General features: G+C 57.3%; 24 protein-coding genes and 5 pseudogenes. 20 read left to right on the plus strand and 9 right to left on the minus strand.

The genetic code is table 11. The annotated features are described in order from the left end of the window. The first annotated feature begins 9 nt into the window (after positions 1 to 9). The 8 genes and pseudogenes from rsmG (at position 10) to RBB80_RS05745 (ending at position 4,882) form a co-directional block, all read left to right on the plus strand. Positions 10 to 612, plus strand: coding sequence for a 16S rRNA (guanine(527)-N(7))-methyltransferase RsmG (gene rsmG, locus RBB80_RS05710; protein WP_433967295.1), 603 nt, complete (start codon positions 10 to 12; stop codon positions 610 to 612). A gap of 164 nt (positions 613 to 776) precedes the next feature. After that, positions 777 to 1,190, plus strand: a pseudogene (locus RBB80_RS05715) (ParA family protein); the annotation flags it as partial. Then, positions 1,175 to 1,735, plus strand: coding sequence for a ParA family protein (locus tag RBB80_RS05720; RefSeq protein ID WP_433969517.1), 561 nt, complete (start codon positions 1,175 to 1,177; stop codon positions 1,733 to 1,735). The pseudogene RBB80_RS05715 and the gene RBB80_RS05720, both read left to right, overlap by 16 nt. A 98-nt stretch (positions 1,736 to 1,833) precedes the next feature. Further along, a pseudogene (locus tag RBB80_RS05725) lies at positions 1,834 to 2,469 on the plus strand (ParB/RepB/Spo0J family partition protein); the annotation flags it as partial. A gap of 173 nt (positions 2,470 to 2,642) precedes the next feature. Next, positions 2,643 to 2,741 (plus strand): hypothetical protein, encoded by a 99-nt coding sequence (locus tag RBB80_RS05730; RefSeq protein WP_433967296.1) that lies wholly within the window; start codon positions 2,643 to 2,645, stop codon positions 2,739 to 2,741. Positions 2,742 to 2,846: 105 nt separating this feature from the next. Continuing rightward, the gene (locus RBB80_RS05735) at positions 2,847 to 4,145 is read left to right on the plus strand and encodes an amidohydrolase family protein (RefSeq protein WP_433967297.1); all 1,299 of its coding nucleotides are present in this window, start codon (positions 2,847 to 2,849) and stop codon (positions 4,143 to 4,145) included. 21 nt (positions 4,146 to 4,166) lie between these two features. Continuing rightward, positions 4,167 to 4,490, plus strand: a pseudogene (locus RBB80_RS05740) (methyltransferase family protein); the annotation flags it as partial. Positions 4,491 to 4,714: 224 nt separating this feature from the next. Then, positions 4,715 to 4,882, plus strand: coding sequence for a hypothetical protein (locus RBB80_RS05745; protein WP_433970145.1), 168 nt, complete (start codon positions 4,715 to 4,717; stop codon positions 4,880 to 4,882). A 241-nt stretch (positions 4,883 to 5,123) separates the two neighbouring features. Here the strand turns inward: RBB80_RS05745 and RBB80_RS05750 are convergent, their stop codons facing one another. Then, the gene (locus RBB80_RS05750) at positions 5,124 to 5,420 is read right to left on the minus strand and encodes an HU family DNA-binding protein (RefSeq protein WP_158792936.1); all 297 of its coding nucleotides are present in this window, start codon (positions 5,418 to 5,420) and stop codon (positions 5,124 to 5,126) included. Beyond that, on the minus strand, positions 5,405 to 5,671 hold the full coding sequence (locus tag RBB80_RS05755; protein WP_433967298.1) for a hypothetical protein: 267 nt from the start codon (positions 5,669 to 5,671) through the stop codon (positions 5,405 to 5,407). Before RBB80_RS05755 ends, RBB80_RS05750 begins: the two co-directional genes overlap by 16 nt. Before the next feature lie 245 nt (positions 5,672 to 5,916). Here RBB80_RS05755 and RBB80_RS05760 point away from each other — a divergent pair, with 245 nt between their 5' ends. The 5 genes and pseudogenes from RBB80_RS05760 to RBB80_RS05780 all read left to right on the plus strand — a co-directional run bounded on the left by RBB80_RS05760 (position 5,917) and on the right by RBB80_RS05780 (position 11,448). After that, positions 5,917 to 7,383 (plus strand): peptide-N4-asparagine amidase, encoded by a 1,467-nt coding sequence (locus RBB80_RS05760; protein ID WP_433967299.1) that lies wholly within the window; start codon positions 5,917 to 5,919, stop codon positions 7,381 to 7,383. Positions 7,384 to 8,693: 1,310 nt separating this feature from the next. Then, complete coding sequence (locus RBB80_RS05765; protein WP_433967300.1) at positions 8,694 to 9,746, plus strand: LLM class flavin-dependent oxidoreductase; 1,053 nt, start codon at positions 8,694 to 8,696, stop codon at positions 9,744 to 9,746. 71 nt (positions 9,747 to 9,817) lie between these two features. Next, positions 9,818 to 10,144: a hypothetical protein gene (locus tag RBB80_RS05770; RefSeq protein WP_433967301.1), complete on the plus strand. Its 327-nt coding sequence runs from the start codon at positions 9,818 to 9,820 to the stop codon at positions 10,142 to 10,144. Between the two features lie 331 nt (positions 10,145 to 10,475). Further along, positions 10,476 to 11,180 (plus strand): annotated as a pseudogene (locus RBB80_RS05775) (sugar phosphate isomerase/epimerase family protein); the annotation flags it as partial. Positions 11,181 to 11,253: 73 nt separating this feature from the next. Continuing rightward, on the plus strand, positions 11,254 to 11,448 hold the full coding sequence (locus RBB80_RS05780; protein WP_433967302.1) for a hypothetical protein: 195 nt from the start codon (positions 11,254 to 11,256) through the stop codon (positions 11,446 to 11,448). Between the two features lie 429 nt (positions 11,449 to 11,877). On the opposite strand, the gene RBB80_RS05785 is transcribed toward RBB80_RS05780, so the two are convergent. Both RBB80_RS05785 and RBB80_RS05790 read right to left on the minus strand, forming a co-directional pair. After that, positions 11,878 to 12,321, minus strand: coding sequence for a rhodanese-like domain-containing protein (locus tag RBB80_RS05785; protein WP_433967303.1), 444 nt, complete (start codon positions 12,319 to 12,321; stop codon positions 11,878 to 11,880). 182 nt (positions 12,322 to 12,503) lie between these two features. Next, a pseudogene (locus RBB80_RS05790) lies at positions 12,504 to 13,195 on the minus strand (DUF2461 domain-containing protein). 517 nt (positions 13,196 to 13,712) lie between these two features. On the opposite strand from RBB80_RS05790, the gene RBB80_RS05795 reads away from it, so the two are divergent. The 4 genes from RBB80_RS05795 (at position 13,713) to RBB80_RS05810 (ending at position 17,291) form a co-directional block, all read left to right on the plus strand. Continuing rightward, positions 13,713 to 14,564, plus strand: coding sequence for a PEP-CTERM sorting domain-containing protein (locus RBB80_RS05795; protein ID WP_433967304.1), 852 nt, complete (start codon positions 13,713 to 13,715; stop codon positions 14,562 to 14,564). 398 nt (positions 14,565 to 14,962) lie between these two features. Next, positions 14,963 to 15,622 carry a hypothetical protein gene (locus RBB80_RS05800; protein ID WP_433967305.1) on the plus strand — a complete coding sequence of 220 codons (660 nt, stop codon included), beginning with the start codon at positions 14,963 to 14,965 and terminating at the stop codon, positions 15,620 to 15,622. 17 nt (positions 15,623 to 15,639) lie between these two features. Next, entirely contained in the window at positions 15,640 to 16,329 is a 690-nt protein-coding gene (locus tag RBB80_RS05805; RefSeq protein WP_433967306.1) for a GTPase, read from the plus strand. Between the two features lie 185 nt (positions 16,330 to 16,514). After that, entirely contained in the window at positions 16,515 to 17,291 is a 777-nt protein-coding gene (locus tag RBB80_RS05810; RefSeq protein ID WP_433967307.1) for a tyrosine-type recombinase/integrase, read from the plus strand. 354 nt (positions 17,292 to 17,645) lie between these two features. On the opposite strand, the gene RBB80_RS05815 is transcribed toward RBB80_RS05810, so the two are convergent. Next, positions 17,646 to 17,903, minus strand: a complete 258-nt coding sequence (locus RBB80_RS05815) for a hypothetical protein (RefSeq protein WP_433967308.1) — start codon at positions 17,901 to 17,903, stop codon at positions 17,646 to 17,648. Between the two features lie 239 nt (positions 17,904 to 18,142). Here RBB80_RS05815 and RBB80_RS05820 point away from each other — a divergent pair, with 239 nt between their 5' ends. Both RBB80_RS05820 and RBB80_RS05825 read left to right on the plus strand, forming a co-directional pair. Further along, positions 18,143 to 19,198 (plus strand): hypothetical protein, encoded by a 1,056-nt coding sequence (locus tag RBB80_RS05820; protein ID WP_433967309.1) that lies wholly within the window; start codon positions 18,143 to 18,145, stop codon positions 19,196 to 19,198. Between the two features lie 42 nt (positions 19,199 to 19,240). Continuing rightward, positions 19,241 to 19,798 (plus strand): class I SAM-dependent methyltransferase, encoded by a 558-nt coding sequence (locus tag RBB80_RS05825; protein WP_433967310.1) that lies wholly within the window; start codon positions 19,241 to 19,243, stop codon positions 19,796 to 19,798. A 181-nt stretch (positions 19,799 to 19,979) separates the two neighbouring features. On the opposite strand, the gene RBB80_RS05830 is transcribed toward RBB80_RS05825, so the two are convergent. The 3 genes from RBB80_RS05830 to panB all read right to left on the minus strand — a co-directional run bounded on the left by RBB80_RS05830 (position 19,980) and on the right by panB (position 23,385). Continuing rightward, positions 19,980 to 21,281: a diguanylate cyclase gene (locus RBB80_RS05830; protein ID WP_433967311.1), complete on the minus strand. Its 1,302-nt coding sequence runs from the start codon at positions 21,279 to 21,281 to the stop codon at positions 19,980 to 19,982. A 211-nt stretch (positions 21,282 to 21,492) separates the two neighbouring features. Then, complete coding sequence (gene panC / locus RBB80_RS05835) at positions 21,493 to 22,335, minus strand: pantoate--beta-alanine ligase (protein ID WP_433967312.1); 843 nt, start codon at positions 22,333 to 22,335, stop codon at positions 21,493 to 21,495. Positions 22,336 to 22,470: 135 nt separating this feature from the next. Beyond that, a complete protein-coding gene (gene panB, locus RBB80_RS05840; protein WP_433967313.1) occupies positions 22,471 to 23,385 on the minus strand; it encodes a 3-methyl-2-oxobutanoate hydroxymethyltransferase in 915 nt (304 codons plus the stop codon). A 428-nt stretch (positions 23,386 to 23,813) separates the two neighbouring features. On the opposite strand from panB, the gene RBB80_RS05845 reads away from it, so the two are divergent. Beyond that, positions 23,814 to 24,074 (plus strand): hypothetical protein, encoded by a 261-nt coding sequence (locus RBB80_RS05845; RefSeq protein WP_433967314.1) that lies wholly within the window; start codon positions 23,814 to 23,816, stop codon positions 24,072 to 24,074. On the opposite strand, the gene obgE is transcribed toward RBB80_RS05845, so the two are convergent. Next, positions 24,071 to 25,183, minus strand: coding sequence for a GTPase ObgE (obgE, locus tag RBB80_RS05850; protein ID WP_433967315.1), 1,113 nt, complete (start codon positions 25,181 to 25,183; stop codon positions 24,071 to 24,073). The genes RBB80_RS05845 and obgE overlap by 4 nt on opposite strands. Between the last annotated feature and the right edge of the window lie 143 nt (positions 25,184 to 25,326).

The raw sequence follows: 25,326 nt of genomic DNA on the forward strand, positions 1-25,326 counted from the left end.
TGGAGTTCCATGCCAACTCTCTCAGAGGCGGAGATCGCCTCGCTCTTGACCCCGTATCTCCCGAACGCAGCGCCCGTCATTGTCTCTCAACTCTCCCTCTACCTCGAACTCCTCCTCAAGTGGAACTCCCGCACGAACCTCACCGCAATTCGCGACCCCATGGAAATCGTTCGCCGTCACTTCGGCGAGAGCCTGTTTGCCGGACAACTTCTAGACCCCGAAACCAGAACCCTCCTGGATTTCGGCTCTGGCGCAGGCTTCCCCGGCCTACCCATCGCCATCCTCCACCCCGAGATCGCGGTAACTCTCGCTGAATCCCAAAATAAAAAGGCTGCCTTCCTCCGCGAAGCGGTCCGAACCCTCGGCCTGGCGGTGGAGATATGGGCCGCCCGTGTCGAAACCATGCCTGAAACCCGGCGATTTCATACAGTTACGCTCCGCGCCGTCGACAATATGGCCGCCGCACTATCTGCTGCTGCTCCCCTTGCTGACAAAGAACTTCTCCTCCTTGTCGGAGCCCCACCCATCCAGCCTTCCGGCTTCACCCTTCAGGCGCCCATCCCAGTTCCAGGAACCCAAGCCAGCATCCTTCTACGCGCTACTCGCGATTAGATGTTCCACGTGGAACAAAGTTTTCCACATCACTGCTCCCGAAAGCCTTCAATCCAGACGCCAAAACCACGTATCCCACAAGTTCTCCACAGCCCTTGCCCGTTCTGCACAGACCAGTCGCCATTGCCACGCCGCCCGCCGCCCGATACCCTGCAACTATCGCAATGACGACTGAACAGCTCACTCCCAAGCCTGAAGACGTAGCGCAGATAGCCGCAGACCCAAAATCTCCAACGCCATCCAAAGTGATTGCCGTCGTCAATCAAAAGGGCGGAGTCGGCAAGACGACGACTGCCATCAACCTCGCAGCCGCCCTCGCCCTTGAAGGCCTCAGTACCCTTCTCATCGACTGCGACCCACAGGCAAACTCCACCGGGGGCCTTGGCTTTGCCCGTGCCAAGGACGGTGAGGAAGCCCGTCTCAGCATCTACGACATCCTGGTGGGCCAGACCACCATCGCAGAGGCTCTACTTTCGACCGAAATCGACACGCTCAAGCTCGTTCCCAGCAGCAAAAACCTCATCGGCGCGACCATCGAGCTGATATCCCTCGACCGCCGCGAATACAAGCTCCGCGACGCGATCGCGCCCATCCGCGCCGATTACCCCTTTATTCTCCTCGACTGCCCCCAGCCCTCGACCTGCTCACCCTCAACTCCCTCGTCGCGGCCGACAGCCTCCTCGTCCCCATGCAGGCCGAGTACTTCGCCCTCGAGGGCATCTCCGAGCTGATGAGCACCCTCGACCGCGTCGGTCAGAGCTTCAACCCCGGCCTTGCTCTCGAGGGCGTCCTCCTCACTATGTACGATGACCGCACCAACCTCTCCCAGCAGGTCTCGGAGAATCTGCAGGCCTTCTTCACTGACAAGCTCCTCAAGACCACGATCCCCCGCAACATCCGCCTCGCCGAAGCCCCCAGCCACGGCAAGCCCGTCTCGCTTTACGACCCACGGTCCCGCGGCTCCGAGGCCTACCGCGAGTTGGCCCTCGAACTCCTGAGTCGCAACAAGATGGACAGCCCGGAAGCGAAGCGACGAAAAGCGGCAGCCGCTGCAGCCGCAAGCTCCCTCAAGTCGTTCAACAAACCCGAAAAGAAACCCCGTTTCTGGCAATCGAAGAGTTAAAAAGCCACGGAGTGGCCGCACCACGCGCAGTGGGCCCGTCCGGCAGGACAAAGTTCGTCAAAAAAGATCGAATACTTCACCAGAGAAAGCTGTAAATCATGCCAACCGCAACCGCCGATCCCAAACGTCGAGCCCTGGGCAAGGGCCTCGAATCTCTCCTACCTCACCGCCCCGCCGCGCCCGCCCCACCTCCGCCCGTCGTCGAGCCAACCGGCAAGCCCCTCGAGATTCCTCTCGACCAGATCGAACGCAACCCCTTCCAGACCCGAAGCCACTTCGACGAGGCCAAGTTAGCGGAGCTGGCGCAGTCCATCGCAGCTTCAGGCGTAGTGCAACCCATTGTCGTGCGGCCACTTAGTGGAGGCCGCTACCAGCTCATCACCGGCGAGCGCCGTTGGCTGGCCAGCACAAAAGCAAATAAAACCACCATCCCGGCTATCGTCCGTCAGGTTTCGGATGAGCAGACGCTCGAGATGACCATCGTCGAAAATCTCCAGCGCGCCGATCTCAACCCCATCGAGCAGGCTCGCGCCTACCAACGCCTCAGCAACGACTTCAAGATGACCCAGGAGCAGATGGCCATCCGCACCGGCAAGGAGCGGGCCAGTGTAGCTAACTTCCTTCGTTTGTTGCGTTTGCCTGATACGGTCCAGCAAAAAGTCGAGTCCGGCGACCTCTCCTTCGGGCACGCCCGCACCCTGCTCGCCCTCGATTCCTCCGAAGCGATCACCGCAGCCGCTCAAAAGGTTATCGCGCTGTCACTCTCTGTCCGCCAGACCGAGAGCTACGTCCAGGGCCTGATCAATCCCGAAGCAAAAGAAAAAAGGAGTCGAAGGCCGACGCCCTACCCGAAGACCCCAACGTCCGCGAAGCGCAAGACCGCCTGCGCCGCTCCCTTGGCCTCAAGGTGCGCATCGAGGACAAAAAGGGCAAAGGCCGCGTCATCATCGAATACTCGGGCCTCGAAGACTTCGACTCGATTCTCTCCGCTCTAGGCGGGCAATAGTCTCCCGGAGCCACGCCGTCCTCTCAGCGAATTACGTTCACTCATCAACTCAGGCCGTGCAATACAAACATCGAAGGCTCTCACAGACACGCCAGGAGACTCCAAATGCGTAAAGCCAATCACGTGAAGTTATATTTATTCCTCTTTCTGTTACAAATTGCCGTCCTTGGCGTCCACGCTCAAACGACACCACGCACCCTCCTCCGCACCGGCCATCTTCTCGACGTAAAAACCGGCGCTGAACCCGCAGGCCAGACGATCATCATCACAGGCGACCGCATTACCGCGATCGCTCCCACGGCCTCCACACCGAAGCAGTCCGGCGATATTGAGATCGACCTCACCAAATTCACCGTCATGCCCGGCCTTATCGACGTCCACACCCACCTCACCATGGCGCCGAACTTCGATCCGTACTACGAACTCTCCATGACGCCGGCTAAAGAGGCGATCATCGGCGTTGAAAACGCCAAGGTCACGCTCGAAGCCGGCTTCACTACCGTGCGCAACGTCGGCGCGAACGACTTCACCGATGTTGCCTTACGCGATGAGATCAACGCCGGCCACATTCCCGGCCCGCACATGCAGGTCTCCGGCCCTGCCCTCGGCATCACCGGCGGCCACATGGATGAGAATCTTCTTCCATACGAGTACCACGTCCACGGAGAAGGCGTGGCAGACGGCATCCCCGCCGTCCAGCATCAGGTCCGCGAAAACATCAAGTACGGCGCCGATCTCATCAAAATCGGAGCCACCGGCGGCGTCCTCTCCAAGGGAGATGACCCACAAGCCTCGCAGTACACCCTCGAAGAGATGCAGGCCATCGTCGCCGATGCGCATCGTCTCGGACGCAAGGTCGCCGCCCATGCTCACGGCGCGCAAGGCATTCTCTTCGCGACCGAAGCCGGTGTCGACTCCATCGAACACGGCAGCTACATCAACGACGAAGACATCGCGCTCATGAAGAAGAAGGGCACCTACCTCGTTCCTACTGCTTACCTGATCGACTGGATGCAGCAGTACGGCAACCTTCCGCCTCTGTACCAGCACAAGATGAAAGACGTCAGCGCCGTCGAAAAACAAAATGCGACCAAAGCCATCAAAGCGGGCGTGAAAATCGCGCTCGGCACCGACGCCGCCGTCTATCCCCACGGCCTCAACGCCCACGAGGTCGATGTCTACGTCAATCAGTTTGGCATGTCGCCCCTGCAAGGCATTCAGACCGGCACCCTCAACGCCGCCGACCTCATGGGATGGACAGACCGCGTCGGTTCCATCGATCCCGGCAAGTGGGCCGACCTCATCGCCATCGACGGCGACCCGCTCCAGGACGTCAAGCTCCTGCAGCACGTCCCCTTCGTCATGAAGTCCGGCGTGGTCTACAAAGACGAGACTCACAAGTAGCAGGAGAGAAATCGCCGAATCATGAAAGCCTCACCCCTTGAGTTCCGTTTTCGTTTCATCATCGGCGTCGTTATTTACCTGCTCGGATTCATCGCCCCGTGGAACAGTCTGCTGCACCTGGACTCCATCCGCACCTGGCAGTACCTTGCGGCATGGCCCGCGCGTAGCGGCTGGCTTGGCTTCAGCGCCGCGACTATCACAGTCCTGGCTTTCGGCATCGTCTGTGCCTTCGCAGGAGCGTTCCTGCGCACCTGGGGCTCAGCCTACCTTGACCCCTCCGTCGTTCAGGCAGGTGGGATGCACAGCGAAGGCGTCGTTGCCGCCGGTCCCTATCGGTATCTCCGCAATCCGCTCTACCTTGGCACCTTCTTCCACACCTTCGCTCTTGCGCTCCTCATGCCGACCAGCGGAGCCTCTTCTCTATTTTCGCCATCATCTTCTTCCAGCTACGCCTCATCTTCGCAGAAGAGGCCTTCCTCACCACAAAACTCGGCGCTCCCTATCTCGACTACTGCGCCAAAGTCCCCCGCCTCTTCCCCTCATTCACCACGCGCATCCCCACATCCCCGGTGCGCCCCACCTGGCCCACAGCATTCTTATCCGAAATCTACATGTGGGGAGTCGCCATCTCCTTCGCGACGCTCGGCTGGCGCTACAACTCCATCCTCATCATCAAAGGCGTCCTCATCTCTCTCGGCATCTCCCTCATCGTCCGCGCCTTCCTCCCCAAACGCTGAAAGGCGCCGAAGGGCGCGTCAGCCTCGATGGCAGATCGCGCCGTGCGCGCAGCACGCCTTTGCATCTCTCGCTCTTAAACGAAAACCCCGCCGCGCCCACACGATCAAATCGTGGACACAGCGGGTTGGTGTTACTTGTTCTCACGCATCAGCAGACTAGACTCTGAGGCGCATCAATGTGGGAGGGCCTTCTCCTGCGACACTATCGCACCAATCGGCGCACGCGAGCGTCGCAGTCGAATTACTTCTTGACCGGTGCGATTGTGTCCTTCGCAACCTTGGCCACGCGGAACTTCACCACGGTCTTGGCCTTGATCTTGATGGTCTCACCCGTCTGCGGGTTGCGGCCAAGACGCGCCTTACGCTCTGCCTTTACCAGCTTGCCGATACCAGGAATGGTGAACTCACCATTCTTCTTGGTCTCTTTCACTGCGGTCTCTGCCAGCAGTTCCAGAAAGCCTGCGGTCTGCTTGTTGGTCAGTTCGAGCTTCTCCGCCAGGTGGCGAACCAGCGCTGTCTTTGTCATTCCCTTTGCCATGTGTTGCTCCTTCTTACTTTCGAAATAGACTCTAAGGTCTGCTCGCCTTGCCCGCATAAAAATTTCGTAAAGCGCATCCAGTTTTGCAATGCGAAATCACCAGTGTTCATGCGGGTGCGGAGAACCGTACCGCAATTCACCTTCAGCCTTTCCGCGCGCTTTGTCAACTCCATTTCTTCGGTTTCCACAGGTTTTTTCCGGTTTTTCTCGGTTTTGTTCGAAAACAGGTACATTTTTCTCATAAATTCCAAGAAAAATCCCCAATTTCAAGGGCAAGATCTCACCGATAGTCCTCGAAACGCGAGGAGGCAGAACAGTCAAAAAAATGTCTTCCGCTTAAGTTTTCGATAGCAAAATCCATTCACACATTCTTGCCACAATAAAAATACTGCACGTTGTCTCCAGGACCCATGCGCAAAAAGTCGTACCGTCCGTCCGGATCGATTCCAACATATTCCGCAAGGTTCCTCCCCGAATACTCACCCGCAATCAGTATGTGATATCTTGCTCCGCAGTAAATCCAAGGAGCAAAGTTCATGCGCAAAGCAACCTCCCCTCACGCGTCGTCGCGCCACTCCCCTCCATCTTCAAATTTCTTTTTCTCGCATTCCTGACCATCGGCACTGCGTCAGCGCAAGTCGTTCCCGCCCCAACAACTCCGCAGGTAGGCTCTTCCAATCCAGCGACAGCAGAGCCCCTCGTCCCGCGCCCCGCCACCAAGCCCTGCGTCGTCCCGCTGCTCACCAACGCTGCCTTTGAAAACTTCAACGGCGCGCCCCTCACCTACACACCGCCCGCAGCATGTCCCGGTCCCTGGGCCAAGGTCGTCCTCACTGCGGACTTCACCGTCACCGCCGGCCGTCAATTCGATCGGAGCGCCTGGTTCTATCTCGGCGACACCAACATCTTCTACGGCACCACCGCCGAACCCCGCGCCGCCCTCAGCCCCTCGTGGCACATCGAGCGCGACGTCACCGACCTCACCGCGCTCTTCAAAACTCCGCAGACCGGCCTCGCCTCCATCGGCAACATCGTCAACTCCACCTTCACCGGCATCATCTTCGCCAGCTCCGCACTCGAGTTCTACCCAGCGAACTTCCACACCCCCGCACCCATCACCCCCGACATCGTCGTCCCTGTCAGCGCCGGCAACGGCCCCGTCACTCTCAACACCACCGCCGACCAGGCGACCGCGACTCTCAACCTTCCGCGCAACGTCGAGAAGGTCTACCTCGACGTCATCTCGCAAAGCCAGATCGGCGACGAGTTCTGGTATCTCTGCGTCCCCAGCGCAGTCGCAGGCGAACTCGAAACCTGTGGCAACACCGCCTTCCGCGAGACCGAAATCAGCATCGACGGCAAACCCGCCGGCGTCGCTCCCGTCTTTCCATGGATCTTCACCGGCGGCATCGACCCCTTTCTGTGGGAGCCCATCACCGGCGTCCAAACCCTCGACTTCAAGCCCTACCGCGTTGACCTCACACCCTTCGCCGGCCTGCTCGGCGATGGCGCCCAGCATACCGTTGCCGTCAGCGTCTTCAACGCCAACGGTTTCTTCCTCTCCACCGGGAACATTTTCGTCTACACCGACCACGGCAGCAAAGAAGTCTCAGGCGGAGTCCTGAGCAACACGCTCACCGCCGCCCCAAATCCCGAGGTCGTCCAAAACCTCTCCACCGACTCCAGCGGCACCACCACCGGCACCGTCAACGTCGGCTCCAACCGCACCTTCTCTATCACCGGATACGTCAACACCTCGCATGGTCGCGTCGAAACCACCGTCGCTCAAAGGGTCAACTTCGTCAGCGCGCAAACTTTCAACGTCAACCCGGTAACCCAACCCGAAATCCAAAACCTGGTTCAGACCAGCACCGTCGACTCCGAGACCACAACTCGCGACAGTTTCCTGATCGAAAAGACAACCAGGCACATCTCTTTCCCCTCACCATCGACTACGCCTTAATCAATAATCCCGACGGTACCTTCACGCAGACAGTCTCGGTCGACCAGCAGAACCTCCACACTGAAGCAAAGTCTCTCGACGGCTTTTCCTATTTTCGTTCCAACGCTCACGAGCAGGTCGCTTCGAAGGACACTATTCAGCTAAGCTCCGGCTTCAGCATCCTTGCTCCCGGCGTAGGCAACTCCAGCGCCTCCTACCGCAGCAACGACTCCCTCGGCGACTGCTTCGGCCGCTCACTCACCGCCGCAGACCAGAAGCTAACCTCCATCACCGACAACAAAGGCTGCCACGACCACGACCACTGGTTCTAACCAATCCGTATCCAACGCAGTAACAATCAACTAATCTTCATATCACCGGAATCACCGGGTGCCCCATCCATCGCGCACTTTGCGATGGGTGGGATGTACCATCTCCGCCGGCCAACGTTGTAGTTGTTTTGCATCTGTAGTTGCTCTACTCACCACTCAAAAACAGTCATCTCGACCGAAGCTGTTCACAGTCTCATCGTGAACAGCGCAGTGGAGAGACCCCCGCATTTGTTGTTGCGGTTGTCCTTTGGTTGTCATTCGTACCCTGAGCGCAGTCGAACCGGGGAGGAATCTGCTGTTGTCTCTGTCTGTCCCCCCACGAAATACACGTCATCTCGACCGAAGCTGTTCACAGTCTCATCGTGAACAGCGTAGTAGAGAGACCCCGCATTTGTTGTTGCGGTTGTCCTTTGGTTGTCATTCGTACCCTGAGCGCAGTCGAACCGGGGAGGAATCTGCTGTTGTCTCTGTCTGTCTCCCCCACGAAATACACGTCATCTCGACCGAAGCTGTTCACAGTCTCATCGTGAACAGCGTAATGGAGAGACCCCGCATTTGTTGTTGCGGTTGTCCTTTTGTTGTCATTCGTACCCTGAGCGCAGTCGAACGGGGAGGAACCTGATGTTGTCTCTGTCTGTCTCCCCCACGAAATACACGTCATCTCGACCGAAGCTGTTCACAGTCTCATCGTGAACAGCGCAGTGGAGAGACCCCCGCATTTGTTGTTGCGGTTGTCCTTTGGTTGTCATTCGTACCCTGAGCGCAGTCGAACCGGGGAGGAATCTGCTGTTGTCTCTGTCTGTCCCCCCACGAAATACACGTCATCTCGACCGAGGCTGTTCACAGTCTCATCGTGAACAGCGTAGTGGAGAGACCCCCGCATTTCGTCTTTGCCTCTTCTGCCGCAACCCCCACCCAAACCAACAGGAGCACCGACCCTGAATCAAATTCCCTCCCTCCGCATCAACCTAAGAGACAATCAAACAAAGAGGACAACAGATGCAGATCGGCATCGACAGCTTCGCCGCACTCGTTTCAGATCCAATCACCGGGCAGACCGTCACCGCGCAACAGCGCATCGCCCATCTCCTCGAAGAGATCAAGCTCGCCGACGAAGTTGGCCTCGACCAGTTCGGCCTCGGCGAACATCACCGCAGCGAATACCTCGACTCCGCCCCCGCCGTCATCCCGGCGGCCGCAGCCCCCATTACCAAAACCATCCGCCTCACCTCTGCCGTCACCGTTCTCAGCGCCGCCGACCCCGTACGCGTCTTTCAGGAGTTCGCCACCCTCGACCTTATCTCCGGTGGTCGTGCCGAGATCGTCGCAGGCCGCGGCTCCTTCATCGAATCCTTCCCTCTCTTCGGCCTCAAGCTCGAAGACTACGACGACCTCTTCGCCGAAAAGCTCGACCTTCTCCTCACCCTTCGCGAGAGCAACAACATCCGCTGGTCCGGCAAACATCGCGCAGCTCTGACCGGACAAGGAGTCTTCCCGCGCCCTTTGCAAAACCCGCTGCCCGTCTGGCTCGGCGTAGGTGGCACGCCAGAGTCCTTCGCCCGCGCCGGCATGCTCGGCCTTCCTCTCATGGTCGCCATCATCGGCGGCGAGCCCCACCGCTTCCGCCCCCTCATCGACCTCTACCGCGAAGCAGGCAAGCGAGCAGGCCACGCTCCCGGCTCGCTCAAAGTCGGCATCCACGCCCTCGGCTACGTAGCCGACACCGACCAGCAAGCCTCCGACGACTTCTTCCCCGGCTACGCCGAAGCCTTCACCAAAATCGGCAAAGAACGCGGATGGCCTCCAGTCACTCGCAATCAGTTCGAAGCTCTCCGCCGTCCCACCGGCGCCCTCATGGTCAGCGATCCCGAAACCGTAGCCGCAAAGCTCCTCAGGATGAACGAAGCCCTCGGCGGCATCTCCCGCATCAGCTTTCAGATGAGCGTAGCCGCCCTGCGCCACGACAAACTCCTGCACGCCATCGAACTCCTCGGCACACGCGTAGCTCCAATCATTCGTAAAGCTCTCCTCGATCCCACCGCGGCGAAATAATCGAGAAGAACAACAGCCTTCCCATCGCGGAGGCGCCTCCTTCGGCGCACCGCCAGAGGTCACCGCCCTCCATGGCTTCCCTCTCGGGGGCCTTCCGCCTCGGCTCCTACGGCCGCAACGAGCTGCTCGGCAACCAGTACTGGCTCCTTCAGGGCGCATACGAACGCAAAGTCTTCCACCTGCCCCACTCCTCGGCGAAGGCGTCTATGCAGTCGGCTTCTTCGAGGGAGGCAAGGTCTACAACAACCTCAACCCCGTCGACGAACGTGAATCCGAAGCCTGGGACGGCAGCTTCGCCCTCATCGTCCGCACCGCCCTCGGCCCCATCTAACATAGGCGGAGCCGCAGGCAGCAACGACCACCGCAAATGGTGGTTCGGCCTCGGCCACGTCTTCTAGCGTTATTCCCTTGACAGTGCTTTGCCGACGCCAAGTAGACTGATCCCGATCCAATCAAAGAACAATCGCATCCGCCACAACCGCGAAGACAGCCAAACCCGCAGAGACTCACAACAGCATCAGGAGAAGCATGAATCCCTCACGTCGTCTATTCCTGCAACAGTCCGCTGCCGTCGGCCTCGCCTCCTCGTTCCCCTCCGATCTGCATTCGGCGAAACCAGCATGCCCATCGGAGTTCAGCTCTACACCGTGCAGGACGAACTGAAAAAGACGCCCTCGCCACCCTCCACGCCCTCGCCAAAATCGGCTACCGCGAAGTCGAGTCCTTTCCCTCCAGGACATCAACGCCGCGCAGATGCGAACCATGCTCAACGACGCCGGGCTCAAATGCCCCAGCGCCCATCTCTTCTTCGGAATGGCCGACACCGCCCAACTCTTCGACCAGGCCAACACCCTCGGCGCCCACTACGCCGTCAGCTCCGTACTCCTTCCTTCCACCCCGCCGGGCTTTGACGTCTCGAAGATGATGGACCTCATCAAAGCCTTCACCCTCGACGACTTCAAAAAGATCGCCGCCAAGGCCAACGAGATCGGAGCGCAGGCCCAGAAGGCCGGTCTCCAGTACGCCTATCACAATCACAACTTCGAGTTCCGCGACTACGGCGGCCACACCGGTTACGAGATTCTCCTCAGCGAGACCGACCCCAAACTCGTCAAGTTCGAGCTCGACTGCGGCTGGATGATCACCTCCGGCCACAATCCCATCGACTACTTCACCAAATATCCCGGCCGCTATCCCCTCATGCACGCCAAGGACTTCCCCGCCGGCACCCCCGTCACCACCACCCTCGGCGTCGACCCCGCCCACCGCCCCACCGAAGTCGGCCGCGGCCACATCGACTTCAAGCCCATCATCGCCGCCGCCGAGAAGTCCGGCCTCCAGCACATCTTCGTCGAGCAGGATCCACCCATCGAAGGAATGACCTCGCTCGAAGCAGTCCGCGTCAGCTATGAAACGCTCCGCCCCATCGTCTAAAAAAGATCATCGCTGGAAACGCGTCCCGCAAACAAATCTGCATCCTACAGCCAGCAATGCTCCAGGGGGAAACATGGGAACCGAGGAATTAGAACTAGCCGAAAATCGCCGCTCGATGAGCAAGCTGATCCTGTTCGCAACCATCGCATCAGGTGTCATCGCAGCCTATCTAATGTACCGGCGCGGCGAATCCTTAGGGACCATCGCAAAGCAGGCCGTCACAAATCCCATCGGCTCGCTCATGACGGAAGTAAAAGCCAAGCTTTAAACATCTAAAAACCGAAAACTTCATAAAACTCGTCATCTCGACCGAAGTCGTGCGGTCTTTCGCACCGCGCAGTCGAGAGACCCCGTATTTAGCCTCTATCAAATAACCAACCAGGCCACCGGTCTTTACCAGGGCTATTCTCGTAGAAACTCGTCATCTCGACCGAAGCCGTGCGGTCTTATCGCACGGCGCAGTGGAGAGACCCCGCATTTAGCCTTTGTCAAATAACGAAATAGGCCACCGATCTTCACCAGGGCTATTCTCGTAGAAACTCGTCATCTCGACCGAAGCCGTGCGGTCTTATCGCACGGCGCAGTGGAGAGACCCCCGTATTTAGCCTTTGCAGTTGCTGTTCCAAATAAGCGAATACATTCAAACGTTCCGAGACATAAGTCCCTCCCACACCGGCACGCCAACTGAGCAACCACCTCACTTCGCCGTATCCAAATGGAAGGACTCCGTATAAGCCTCCACCGGAAAACCCTTCTCCTTCCAGGCCGCCAGGCCACCCCGCAGCAGCTTCACTCGCGTAAAGTTCAGCGCCCGCGCCTTCCCCAACACCATCTGACTGGTCTCATCATCGCCGCCCGTGCAATAAATCACTGAATTTTGGTCACGAGAAAAATGAGCCGTCTCATCCGCGATATTCTTCGGCGCGATCCTCATAGCTCCCGGAATGATCTCCGGATGCGCCAGAAAATCCAGCGGCTGCCGCACATCGTAGAGCAGAATCTGCTTCGCCTGCAGCAGAGCATACAAAGCCTCAGGCTCAATGCTCTTCTCCCTCACCTCACGTTGTGCCAGCACGCGCCGCACAATCCACCCCACCACCAAAACGCAAACCACCGCCACAACAATCGCCGTCACGCTCATCCCGCCCTCCAGCTACTTGGATCAGATGTACGCTATCGAAGGCCAGTTGTCGGCGCCGTCAAATCCGCAAAACTCACACCCCACCAACGGGAGGACCCACGCCCTCCCCCATCAAGTCCGGTAAACAAGTCACGAAGTGACCGCCCCACGCGCAGTGGGCCCGTCCGGCAGGACGCATGCCTCTAAAACATAGGCCTCTTAGGCCTCCCCATCAGCGGAGTATTCAGCAGCCTGATCAACGGCGCCGCCACCTTGAACCGCTCCACCACATCCTTCAGCAACCCCGGCGAAGTAGCCCTCTCCACCGGCAGAGTAGCCGACAAGCCCCACTGCTTACACATAATCAAATCAATCGCGGGATGGTCCGCAGCGAACCCCTTCGGCGGCCGCGTCAGCGACAGCGTATCGGTCTCCTGCATCAGCGACCGCAGCTTCTTCCCTGCCATAACCTTGCGAAACTCCGGATGATGATCCACCAAGTATCGCCGTATCGCCAGCAACTGCTCACGCTCCGGCATATAAACCCCAGCGGCAATCAGTACATCCGTCGAGCTAACCTGCAGATAAAACCCACCCCCGAGGTCTTCTGCAGACCATCCCGAGCCCACCACGCCGACACGTGATGTTTGTAAGGCCGCTTGTCTTTACTAAAGCGAATGTCCCGATAGATCCGCATCAGGATCTTGTTCGCAGGTCGCAGGTGCTCCGGCGAAAACTCCGCCATCGCCTCATTCACCTCACCGATCAGCTTCAGCATCGGCTCCTTCAGCTGCTTCTCGTAGACGTCCTTCCGTTCTCCAAACCACTCGCGGTCGTTGTTCTTCTTCAGCCCCCGCAAAAACTTCAAAGCCTCATTCGAAAACTGTGTCCCCATTCCGCAATCCTAATCGTTTGCCATCACGCATCAATTGGGCAGTCCGTTCAATCGCGACAAACTAAATCCACGATCTTGCGGAACTTGCTTTGTCTGCGATCGGCCTTAGCTCACGACCAGGTACTCTCTCTATGATCAGTAGTTCAGTGTAATAAGTTCCCTAGTTCCCATAAATCCGCAATTCTTTGCATGAACTCTCAATTTCCCTCGAATAAATGCTTTCTTTTCAACAGGCACAGTTGGAGCCGCAATTGCACATAGCTTCGCGTCAGCCAAGAAGCGCCAATATCCGGAAAGTTTTCTTGGTGAACGCTCGATAGAGACCCTACCGCAAACCAGGCGGTTATGATCTCCGGTACGGTTTTCAGGCCCCTTCAAAAAATCATCGCTATCTCCGTTTATGCCGTCGTTCCTCCGACGCCATTCGCTTGAGAAGCTGCGGCCTTTTTCTCTCAACCGCAGCCACACGAAGGCTCGGGATTCGTCCAGTCTTTCCAACCAGCTCTGGAGGTGTTTCTTGAAAAAATTACTTGTTTTAGCCTGCCTTTTCGCTGCCGCGACCTCTTCAGCTCTCGCGGACAACTTCATCTACGGAGACAACGCCGACAACGGTTCTCCATACGTCTTTCAAATCGATAAGACTACGGGTGCCGTCACCAACACTTACACCGGACTCAGCGGCTTTAACGGTCGCGGTGTAGTGGTCGTCGGGACCACAATGTATTACACCTCGGCTACCACCAACGCCGTCTACTCCTACAACCTCGCCACAAAAACAGACAACGGACCCTTGTTCACGGTCGCTGGCTCGAGAGCTCTTTCGACCATCGCCTATGACGGGACAAACTTCTGGGTCGGCGACTACAGCGGCACCAACCATGCCTACCTGTACAGCCCGACCGGAACGCTGCTGAAAACGGTGTCGCTCGCAGACTGCACCGGTTTCTGTGATGGTCTCGAGTACTTCGTAATGAACGGTAATGGATATCTTCTCTCAAACGAGGCTGACGGCAGCGTAGATAACTACGACCTCTACGACACCAACGGCAACCTCATTCAGACCGACTACATCAACGCAGCCGCTCACTCCGGTGGAACAACCGGAATCGCATTTGATGGAACCGACTTCTTCACCTCCAACATCTTCCAGGGCTCACTCAACGAATGGTCCGAAAGCGGCACGTTCATCAAAACCATCTCCCTTACCGGGGCAAGCAGCAGCAATCCTTTCCTCATCGAGGATCTGTCAGCTGATTACTCTCAGGTCCTTGGACCGCCTCCTGCCGTTCCGGAACCCGGCACCTTCGCTCTCCTTGGTACCGGGCTGATCGGGCTGGCTGGCGTCGTCCGTCGCAAGCTCACCATCTAATCCGAATCGCAATAAGCACTCGACCAGGATCGTCCCGCGTCGAATAAATAACGAATCACCATCAACACGCGCCGGTCACCTTCAGGTGGCTGGCGCGTCTTTTCGTGACTCGCCGAGGCAGGCTCCCTGAAACGAGTTCAGACAGTCCGCCCGGCTCGCCCCCTACGTTCCCGCGGCTAATTCGGTCGGAAGTACCGCCTCGCAAAAAGTTTCGAAAAGTTGGCAGGTTTTTCACTCGTCAAAAATGCGTGTTTACTTCACCACGTTTACCACGCAATTCACCACGCTTACACCATCAAAACACCACGTTCTGCACCACGCTTTTCGCAAAACTCCCCAGAAAAACACCACAATCACCACACAGGATTTTTTCTTCCCGCTAACATGGAAAAATCCCGGTGAACGACTCCAACTCCAGCTTCAACTCCGAAGACACCATCGCAGCCATCTCCACCCCATCCGGCCGCGGCGGCATCGGTATCGTCCGTCTGTCAGGCCCCGCTGCTCGCTCCATCGCCGAACCCCTCCTGAAACTTCGCCATCCCTTGGCCCCCGCCCAGGCCCGCTTCGCTGAAATCCTTGATTCCACGGGCGAAGTTCTCGATGAAGCCGTAGTCACCTACTTCCAGTCCCCCCACTCCTACACCTCCGAGGACATCGTAGAAATCTCCGCCCACGGATCGCCCGTCCTCCTCCATCACCTCCTCCGCCAATGCCTCGACGCAGGCGCCCGCCTCGCCGAACCCGGAGAATTCACCCAGCGAGCGTTCCTCTCCGGCCGCCTCGACCTTACCCAGGCCGAAGCCGTCCACGACCTGATCGAATCCACCACCCTTCATCAGGCCCGCATCGCCGCCCAACAGCTTGGCGGCTCGCTATCACGTCACATCACCCCAATAAAACAACAACTTATAAGCCTCATCGCCGCACTGGAAGCTGGCATCGACTTCGCTGAAGACGACATCGACCTCCTCGCGCAAGATCAAATCTCCTCCCAGATAGCAGCAATCGAGGCCCCCTCGCCGTACTGCAGACCTCCTTTGCCTACGGCCGCATAGTCCGCGACGGCTTCACGATGGCCATAGTAGGCCGCCCCAACGTCGGTAAGTCGTCTCTCTTCAACCGACTAATCCAACGCGACCGCGCCATCGTCACATCGACGCCTGGTACGACTCGCGACCTGGTCACCGAACGAGTATCGCTCGAAGGCATTCCCCTCGAACTCATCGACACCGCGGGTCTGCGTTACTCCATCGACGAAGCCGAATCAATAGGCATCGCTAAATCCCGTGAAGCTATGTCCGAAGCCGACGTAGTGCTCCTGGTCCTGGATGCTACTGCACCACCCCATGAAGAAGACGCGACAGCTGTTGCCACCTTGGCGGGGCGGCCCTTCCTTATTGTTATCAACAAGCAAGACCTCGGACATCGGGAATCGCAAGAACCCGGTCTTCAGGCCGTTGAAACGTCTGCTCTCACCGGATCCGGTATCCCAGAGTTACGCCGAGCGATCCTGTCGCTGGTCACGAAGGAAATCCCAAACGCGGAGACCGCGGTTCTCACAAACCACCGCCAACAGCGATCGGTATCGGACGCATTGGTAGCTCTCAATCGGGCAAGACAGGCGGTGACCGCGATCATCCCTCACGAAATGATCCTTCTTGATCTCTACGAAGGTCTTCGCGCGCTCGACGCTTTCACTGGTTCTACGACGAGCGACGATATTCTAAACCTCATCTTTAGCAAGTTCTGCATCGGCAAATAAGAGCGCTTCCTTGGCGCTCCGAGCCAATCCATGCCATCACGGTTATTGCAATGTGTACAGTACCTTAGTGACCAATCGCGTCCAAGCAAATCCTTGGAGAGCCGTTCTCTAAGTTGTCCACGACGCTGTACATTGCGTCTCATGTTGCTCCCAAAATCGGCTCCCGTGGACAATCTGAGGCGCAGATGCCGCTAACCGAACTTCAGATCAAAGGGCTGAAGCCTCAAGAAATTCGTTACGCCGTAAGCGACGGTCGTGGGCTTGCACTTGAGGTGATGCCGACTGGAGCTGCTTCCTGGCGATACAGGTATCAGTTCAAAGGAAAGACGGAGAAGATCTCGCTGGGGAAATACCCGCTTGTGAGCTTGAAGGCTGCGAGATCGAAACGCGACGAACTCGCGAAGGCGGTGCACGATGGCATATCGCCGGCGAAGCAAAAACAACTAGAAAAGTTCGCTTTAGCGAACTCTACCTCCGTCGCCGACTTCAGTGAGCGTTACTTCAGAGAGGTAATCGAGAGAGATCGAAAGGACACTAAGCAACTTCGCCGCTATCTTGAAAAAGAAATTTACCCCGCGTTCGGAACCTGGGCATTGAGAGATGTCACAGCGCAAGATGTGCAGCGGCTCGTATTCAAGAAACGCGACAATGGCTTCGAATCCGCAGCCGCTCAGCTTCGCAATCTTCTCAAACGTATTTTCGATTACGCCATCGTCTGCGGAGTTGTTACTGTCAACCCTACGCACGCCACGCTACCTCTCGCAGACAAAGGCTCTCGGACGAGTACCGCTCCTGGCCGAATTCAAGTCCCTTTTCCGCTTGATCGAGCGATATGGTTCTGTGCAACGGATCGAGCGAATCGCCGAAAGCCTTATCGACCGAGATGTTCTCGTTTCAACTCGGGAGCAAAAGCGGTCAAACTTTCCTTACGTACATTGCGATGTTGCATCTGCAGGGTCTGACTCCACCGCCCATTCGTGTCATGCCAGAAGAGGTCCAAGCTGACATAAAGATGCTCTGGCCGAGCTACAAGGCTTCTATTCAGGCTGGCGTCGAATTCCTGTTCGAGCTTGGCAAACCTGGCGCCATTCAGCAGCAGTGCAAACTCTCTCCGGTCGGCAAAAGCTGCCTGACTCGTTGTACATCCACCGTACTGCCGAGGCGCAGCTGCCTCCGCTGCTGAGACTGATGATTCTAGCTGCCCGCCAAATCGTCGGCGAACTGGATTACGACCTCATCAAGATCGCTCTAGATGGGAAAAAGCTGTCCTTCCTTAGTTATCCCGAATTCGAGGACGACGCTCATCCTTCGTTGGCCTACAGTGTTCGCGTGTTCTTGCCCACGGCGTCGTATGGGATTAAAAACTTCAGCGATTCAATAACCCCCCGATCCTGCATCGCAAAGAGACCTTTGTCGACGCCTTCCACCCCCGTTACGCTGAATTCGCTGCACTTTCCTCCCAAGAGGAAGCGCATGGTTTGCTGGGCCGAACCGACATTGGAACGCGCAAGGGTTGGAACAACTCCCCGGATGAAAAAGGCCTCCGAATAGAAGGACATAATATTATTCACCATCGTCCGGATCGAGGCGAAATGAGCATATGATTAGCCCCCGCCCAAACTGAGGCGACTATGTACTTCCCGGGGATGGGCTCCTAACGACTTCCATCGCAACGCGTATACGACGGTACTGACGGCCCGATCGAGCCAGGTTCGAATACCCGTGTTCGGGAAGACGCCCGCAGAATCAGAATTCCCTCCAACGGAAGTCTGCTGTTGATCCAAGCCATTCAACAAGCGCTAAAGTTAAATGAATGATGACGATGCGCAAAGCTTTCACATTGCTCGCGGTAGTTTTGATAATGATGACTCCGCTGGCGGGCGCTCAGAAGGCAGCTTCCAGCTCAAGAGGTCTAAGCAGCGTTTCAAACCGCAGTGCCGGGATCTCCAGGCCTGTTGGTCAGGTACTGGAGGAAGTGGATCAACGGCTCAAAGCTTTGGACGACAGGGCAGCCCGTACGGAGACGAGCCTCTCAGAGATCGAGAAGCGAGTTGACGACGATAAAAAGCTTTCTCTCGTTGACTTGGGACCAGCTTTGATTGCAGCGGTAACTGGTGTAGTGGGCGTCTTCGTTGGTGTTTTTGCAAATAACAAGCAGCAGCGCGAGCGCCTGGAACAGGAAGCGGGTTTAGCCCAAGTCAAAGCTGATAACGATTTGCGCCTCGCTGAAAGACAAAGTAAAGCCAATATCAGCAGCGCCGTCGTGGATTGGCAGCTTAGGCAGCTATTTTTGCTGTACGGACCACTGCGAGCTTTACTCGGTCAGTCGTTCAGTCTCTATCGTCAAATGAACTCGGCTCTCTGCAAAGCAGCGCCGGACAGGTTTCAGCTTGTAAGTTCTAAGAACCCGAACGGGCAAGCTTCCGAGGATAAACAGGAGTTCCAAATTCTCCTCCCCGGTAGCGGATGGACACGGTTCAGAGTCGTAATGCATATGCAGCACGTGTATGGGCAGGCCTTCGATGTCGAGATTTATATCGACGAAATTGTTGCTATTGGATCCCGAGTCGTTAACATCATTCAAGAGAAGGCCGGCTACGCTCGTGCTGAAGAAGCTGACCTAATGGGCGTATTTGCACGGTACCTTGCACACTTTGCGGTTATGGCTCACCAGCATGAGCTCGCGAAAGGGTTGAATTCGAAGAACGGGATCCGAGTCGAAAGGGATGAGCCAGAATCGCAGCCGAGAGCGCTGTTAAACGTTGACCTTGCCTCAGTTTTCCCCTTAGAACTCCCGTCACTGATCAACACTGGCTTCTTGGCCATCACACGCGATGTAGAAGAATGGAAAAGGAAGACTCTCTCATGAATATGACCAAAACGGACACCAATACGGCAGAGCCCGTGATCCGTGAATTTGCTGCGGGAGCGTCAACGAAGTCATTCTGTCACCGATCTACGAGCGCTTTTTAAGACTCTGAAGCCAGGCTCCCGCGTTGTCGACATAGGCGCAGGCTCGGGGAGAGATCTCAAAGCGATGCTACTTGGCGGATTTGATCCGATCGGCCTAGATGGCTCCCCCGTGCTTGCCAAGATGGCAGAAGAGTTCTCAGGAGTCCGTTGTTTAGTGATGCGTTTCGAAGATTTGGCATTCGAAAACCAATTCGATGGGGCTTGGGCATGCGCTTCACTTTTACACCTCCCTAAGAAAGTTCTGCCCTCTGTCCTAAAACGCTTGCGGTCTGCGCTTAAGAGCGATGCATCGTTCTACATTTCGATGATCCTGGGGGTGGGCGAAGAATCACTTCCAGATGGACGGTTTTTCGCTTTTTATAGCCAAAGCGAATTGCATGCAATTCTCGAGAAATCAGGCTTCTCCATTGAAGAAACCTGGATCAGCGACGATTCCATTTCCAAAGAGCGAAACACCCGCTGGCTAAACATCATTGCTCGGCCTTCTAGGTTGTAGCAGATTGCAATTGCACTATCCTGTGCTCACTAAAAGGCCAAAGCCTTGGCCACGTGATTATGTGGCATCGCACTCTGGACGTTGGTGCGCGTTTTGACCACAAAGTTGTCCACAATCCATTAGGCTGCAGAAGTGGCCCCCACAGGAGGAAGTATCGAACCCGCGATACCGAACGGTGGGGTTAGTCGACGCTCGTCAGTGGCTCACTCTTGACCGAAAACCTTGCAGGTCGCTTGTATGTGGGTGACGGTTCTTTCTGTCTTTTCGCTAATTCGCCCCAGCATACCCGGTTGCGGCCCAGCTCCTTTGCGCGATAGAGCGCCTTATCAGCCGCCTCCAGTAGGTCTTCCTTGCAGTTGACGTCGCTCGGGTAGCAGGACGCTCCGCCGCAGCTTACCGTTGAAAGCCTGGGATGGCTGCCGGGCTCGGGTAGCGCTGGCGAACCTGCCACCTCGACGAGTTTGCGGACGCGTTCGGCGACTATCATGGCCCCTTCCTGTGTTGTGCCGGGAAGCAAAATCACAAACTCTTCGCCACCGAATCTGGCCGCGAAGTCGTCCTTACAGCGGAGACCCTGCAACAACAGAGAAGCAACTCGCACCAGTACTCGGTCGCCGTAGAGATGTCCGCGGGTATCGTTTGTGAGCTTGAAGTGATCGATGTCGATCACGATGGCGGACAAGCATGAGTGGGAGTCAATAGATTCGCTCCACAGTTTGGCAAACTGCAACTCGTAAGCATGTCGATTGGCAAGCCCGGTCAGGCTATCGACGCAGGAAATCCTTTGCAGCTCGACATTCAGGAAGGAGAGCTCTTTGCTTTGTATCTCGCTGCGCAGCCGCATCAGGAAGCCCAATCGTTCTTCTCGCCCGATGCTGTAATTCGCAATTGCCGTCATCGAAATGGCGCAGACAGCCAAGGTGATTCCGAGTAGCTTTTCCGAAGAGTTCAGGAAATGGTCGTGTTGAATGAAGACCAGATCGCTCGCCAGCAAAATGGCCGATGCGCTGAGAGCGTAAAAGAATTGCAGCCGCATCACCACGTTGACAAAGATGACCGCAACTATCACGCCCACTTGAGCGTATGCGGAGGAGGCCGCATTTTTATTACTCTCGATGTAGAGGTGAGTCACTCCTATAAGGCAGCTTGCCCCGGCGATGCTTACTTCGCGATAGATCTTGTTTGGACTCCAGCGCATGCTGAGATTAATCAGCAAGGCCAGGGGTGTGACGACGCACAGGCGGATTTGTAACGGGAGCCAGGAGTTGCCGCGGTCCTGAAGAAAGTGGTCGACGAGGAGATAAATATTGAAGAGGCCAATCGCTACCAGACCTTCCAGCCAGAGACGTTCGGAGCGTCGCGCGAGTGTTGACTGCTCGAAGGCGCTCTCAAGCGGCCGTGGCAACGCTAGTCGTTGAAACCCTCTTCGTGAAAGCCTCTCGATCTGCTGAATTGCGAGTTCGTGAATGGAAGTGCTCGGCATCTGAAGTTGCCTCTTCCCTGCAGTCTGTCTTGCATCCTTTGCCGGTGGACGGTCCACGCCGCCGCCGGTTCAAGGACAAGTCCTCACCAAGATGGCGCTCCCTGAATGTTACTAAAGCACGAACCCAATAAACGTATATTTGCAAGGGTTGCATGGTACTTCCGTGTCATTCGCGGAGCTCGCTCTGGCGCTATCGACCGGTTTTTCGGTTTCAGGCGACGAGAAAGTTGTCGATCAGACGCGTTCGCCCAATAAACGCAGCTACTGCGACTAGAACGCCTCTCTCTGCGGTCGCCACGGGAAGGAGCGATCGGGCGTCGACGATGGCAAGGTAGTCGACTCGTATGCCCGTCGCAGTCTCTAGAGTGTTTCTTCCGATTTGCAAAAGCGTGGAACTGTGGCGTTCGCCCTCTGCGATGCTCTGCTCGATTTTAGTGAGCGCTCGATGCAGAACCAGCGCCTGTTCACGCTCCAGAACGCTAAGGTATTTATTTCTGCTGCTCAGAGCGAGGCCGTCAGCATCTCTCACGATCGCGCAACTCACGAGCTCAAGATCGAAGTTCAGGTCCTGAATCATCTGTCGCAAGACGGCTAGTTGTGCGGCATCTTTCTGTCCGAAGTAGGCGCGGTGGGGTGCCACCAGGTGAAATAACTTCGCTACAACGGTGGCTACTCCGGTAAGGTGACCAGGCCGCGAGGCTCCATCTAGCCGGTCGCCGATGCCGGGTACGGTGATGGTGGTTACAGCGCCGTTCGGGTACATCTCCGTGGCGTCGGGAGCGAATAGAACAGCTACACCTTCGCTCTCGAGTTGTCTGCAGTCCTCCTCGAAGGTTCGTGGATATTGGGCGAAGTCTTCTCCTGGGGCGAACTGGAGAGGATTGACGAAGATCGATGCGACAACAGTTTTGCACTCAGAGCGGGCTCGCTGGATCAGAGAGAGATGACCTTTGTGAAGTGCGCCCATCGTCGGCACAAAGCCCATCGTTATGCCCTGGGTTCGGAGGTTGCGGCAGATACTTTGCATCTCCGCAATACTCTTTACGATCTGCATCGGGTTGACAGCTCCTCTCGCCCGCATCGCTGCGGGTTTATCTTTGATTCGTCACTTTTCAGGACACCAAACGCGCGCCACCATCAGTCCGCTGGACGCGACTCTGAGAGCTTCCTTCTCGTTTCGGTTTTGCGGCTATCCCACCACTTCCATCGGTTCTGTCATCAATTCCCGGACCTCGCGGGAGAAATGGTAGCTTTCGGCGTCCGCAGGAAAGGTTCGGGCTTCGACGTCGTGCCGGTATTGTTCCAATGCCTTGCGCATGACTCCCGCTACGTCGGCGTATCGTCTGACAAACTTCGCTGGAGGCGAGAAGGTCATGGTCATCATGTCGTGCAGGACGAGGATCTGTCCGTCGCAGTCGGGGCCGGCGCCGATTCCGATGGTGGGGATGCTGAGTTCTTCGGTGATGATGCGGGCTAGTTCGCGGGGCACACCTTCGAGGACGATGGCGAAGCAGCCTGCCTCCTGGAGGGCGAGGGCGTCGGCGCGTAGTTCGTCGATTGCTTCCATTGTCTTGCCCTGGACCTTGTAGCCTCCCATGCGATGGACGCTCTGGGGAGTTAGTCCGATGTGTCCCATGACAGGGATTTCGGCGGCTGTGATGCGCCGGATGAGCTCAGCGCGTTCGCGGCCACCTTCGAGCTTGACAGCTTCGGCTCCGGACTCCTTGATGAAGCGGATCGCGTTGGCGAGGCCTTCGCGGTCGTCGGTGTGATAGCTGCCGAAGGGCATGTCGGCCACCAGCAGGGCGCGTTTTACGGCACGCCGCACTCCTCGGGTGTAGAGGAGCATCTCGTCCATGGTGACGGCGAGGGTGTTTTCGTGTCCCTGCATGACCATGGCGAGCGAGTCTCCTACAAGGACGACGTCGAGTCCAGCCTCGTCGATGAGCCGGGCGCTGGCGTAGTCGTAGGCCGTGATGGCGCTGATTGGCCGACGTAGTAGTTTCTTTTCGAGGAGGGAGGGGACGGTAACTTTAGCGGGGGAATCGGCCTGTCGCCCACCCTGGGCGCCGGCTCGTTCCGTTGAGAACGTGGTCAAGCTCATTGCAATCTCCAGTGCAGCTCCGCCGCGTGTCGCCCTCGGAGGGGCGACTTTGGCTGGATACCACCTGTCCCAGTGGGTACCTGGGTCCGCGTTAAACCTTACGCGTCTTGTGACTTGGATGGCAAGACAACTGATGTTCCGCTTCTTATGTCATTGTCCAGGGGTACCCCGGGGTTCTCGGCGCTAACTCTTTTATTATCAGATACTTGCTAAAGAAGCTATCTTGCAAACTAGTCATTCAAAAGGGGTTAGTGGTAAAAATTTCAAAACAAACGGCTTAGACGGTTTTAACTGAAAGTCCGGCTCTTTTTCTCTCCTTTCTTCAATTGTAGCTGTCGGGACTAAACTAATGCGCACGGTACAAATTCATGATTGTAAATGGGTTAATCGAAATGGGGGCTTGACAGCCTTTTTTGTGGATTGCATTGGTGTGGTTCTTTCCTTTTCGGGGTATGAGTGACGGGGAAGAGGCGACGGCAACCGCAGATCCCTACGGGATGACAACAAAAGGACAGGCAACAGCAACCGCAAACTGCAACGGCAACGGCAACGGCAACCGGAAATCCATACTGGATGACGAGGCAAAAAGACACGGCAAAAAGGAATTCGACACGCCGACGGTGAAGGAGGGGAGGAACTCGCAGCCAGTGTTTGACGTTGTCCCGAACGGCTCGAGATCGAAATGCTAGGCGCGGCCGCGGGCGGAACCGGGCGGTGGGGGGTAGTTGGGTTTGAGTTTTACTGGCTCGGTGTTGTCGGGTTCGAGTGCGATGGGGCGGTGGGTTGCGACCAGCTCGGCGATGGCGAACTTTAACGGCTCGATGCCTTCGCCGGTGACGGCGGAGATGGCGAAGAAGGGCAGCTTGCGACGCTTGGCCATCGCGGTGAGCTTTTTGAGTTTGTCCGGATTGGCGACGTCGATCTTTGCGGCTACCAGGATGGTGGGCTTGGCGGCGAGGGCTGGATCGAAGCTCCTGAGCTCTTCGGTGATGACTTTGTAGTCGGCGACGGGGTCGGGACGGGCGGTTCCTTCGGCAGCGCCGGAGTCGGAGACGTCGACGAGATGAACGATGACGCTGGTGCGCTCGATGTGTTTGAGGAACTGGATGCCGAGCCCGTGACCGAGGTGCGCGCCTTCGATGAGTCCGGGGAGATCGGCGACGGTGAAAGACTCGGTGTGGGGGAAGTCGCCGACCTGGACGACGCCGAGGTTTGGCTCGAGCGTGGTGAAGGCATAGTTGGCGATCTTGGGTTTGGCGGCAGAGAGGCGCGAGATGAGGGTGGATTTGCCGACGTTGGGGTAGCCGACGAGGCCGGCGTCGGCGAGGAGACGGAGTTCGAGGCGGTAGGCGCGTTCTTCGCCGGCGCGGCCGAGCTCGTGCTCGCGCGGGGCCTGATGGGTGCTGGTGGCGAAGTGCTGATTGCCACGGCCGCCGCGACCGCCTTTGGCGATGACGATGGTCTCGTTGGGGCGGGCGAAGTCGTGGATGAGCTCGCCGGTGGCGTCGTCGTAGAGGAGAGTGCCTACGGGAACTTTGAGGGTGGTGCTTTCGCCGGAGTATCCGGAGCAGTTGGAGCCGAGGCCGTGGCCGCCGCGCTGAGCTTTGTGCTCGGGGTTGTAGCGAAAGTGGACGAGGGTGTTGTGGCTGAGGGAGGAGGACATGAGGACGTCGCCTCCGTGGCCTCCGTCGCCGCCAGAGGGGCCGCCCTTGGGGACGAACTTTTCGCGGCGGAAGGCCATGCAGCCATTGCCGCCGTCGCCGGCCTTGATACGAATTCTTGCTTCATCAATAAACATCTTCATTAACAGTGTACAAGTTTGCGCGCCGGGAGCGGGTTGCGGCGATAGGCGCGAGGTCGTGTGACGATTCGAGGGTGGCGTGCGGGAGCTTGCAGAAGACGGCATTTTTACATCTCGTAATCCTACGTTAACCGTCTCAT

This window comes from Tunturiibacter gelidiferens (assembly GCF_051013345.1).
In the GTDB taxonomy this organism is placed as follows: Bacteria; Acidobacteriota; Terriglobia; order Terriglobales; family Acidobacteriaceae; genus Edaphobacter; species Edaphobacter gelidiferens_A.

Excerpts from the sequence above, each read along its gene's own strand:
- rsmG (WP_433967295.1), top strand. The coding sequence starts at position 10 with ATGCCAACTCTCTCAGAGGCGGAGATCGCCTCGCTCTTGACCCCGTAT.
- RBB80_RS05735 (WP_433967297.1), top strand. The coding sequence starts at position 2,847 with ATGCGTAAAGCCAATCACGTGAAGTTATATTTATTCCTCTTTCTGTTA.
- RBB80_RS05750 (WP_158792936.1), bottom strand. The coding sequence starts at position 5,420 with ATGGCAAAGGGAATGACAAAGACAGCGCTGGTTCGCCACCTGGCGGAG.
- RBB80_RS05765 (WP_433967300.1), top strand. The coding sequence starts at position 8,694 with ATGCAGATCGGCATCGACAGCTTCGCCGCACTCGTTTCAGATCCAATC.
- RBB80_RS05770 (WP_433967301.1), top strand. The coding sequence starts at position 9,818 with ATGGCTTCCCTCTCGGGGGCCTTCCGCCTCGGCTCCTACGGCCGCAAC.
- RBB80_RS05780 (WP_433967302.1), top strand. The coding sequence starts at position 11,254 with ATGGGAACCGAGGAATTAGAACTAGCCGAAAATCGCCGCTCGATGAGC.
- RBB80_RS05785 (WP_433967303.1), bottom strand. The coding sequence starts at position 12,321 with ATGAGCGTGACGGCGATTGTTGTGGCGGTGGTTTGCGTTTTGGTGGTG.
- RBB80_RS05805 (WP_433967306.1), top strand. The coding sequence starts at position 15,640 with ATGGCCATAGTAGGCCGCCCCAACGTCGGTAAGTCGTCTCTCTTCAAC.
- RBB80_RS05810 (WP_433967307.1), top strand. The coding sequence starts at position 16,515 with ATGCCGCTAACCGAACTTCAGATCAAAGGGCTGAAGCCTCAAGAAATT.
- RBB80_RS05815 (WP_433967308.1), bottom strand. The coding sequence starts at position 17,903 with ATGGTGAATAATATTATGTCCTTCTATTCGGAGGCCTTTTTCATCCGG.
- RBB80_RS05820 (WP_433967309.1), top strand. The coding sequence starts at position 18,143 with ATGATGACGATGCGCAAAGCTTTCACATTGCTCGCGGTAGTTTTGATA.
- RBB80_RS05830 (WP_433967311.1), bottom strand. The coding sequence starts at position 21,281 with ATGCCGAGCACTTCCATTCACGAACTCGCAATTCAGCAGATCGAGAGG.
- panC (WP_433967312.1), bottom strand. The coding sequence starts at position 22,335 with ATGCAGATCGTAAAGAGTATTGCGGAGATGCAAAGTATCTGCCGCAAC.
- panB (WP_433967313.1), bottom strand. The coding sequence starts at position 23,385 with ATGAGCTTGACCACGTTCTCAACGGAACGAGCCGGCGCCCAGGGTGGG.
- obgE (WP_433967315.1), bottom strand. The coding sequence starts at position 25,183 with ATGTTTATTGATGAAGCAAGAATTCGTATCAAGGCCGGCGACGGCGGC.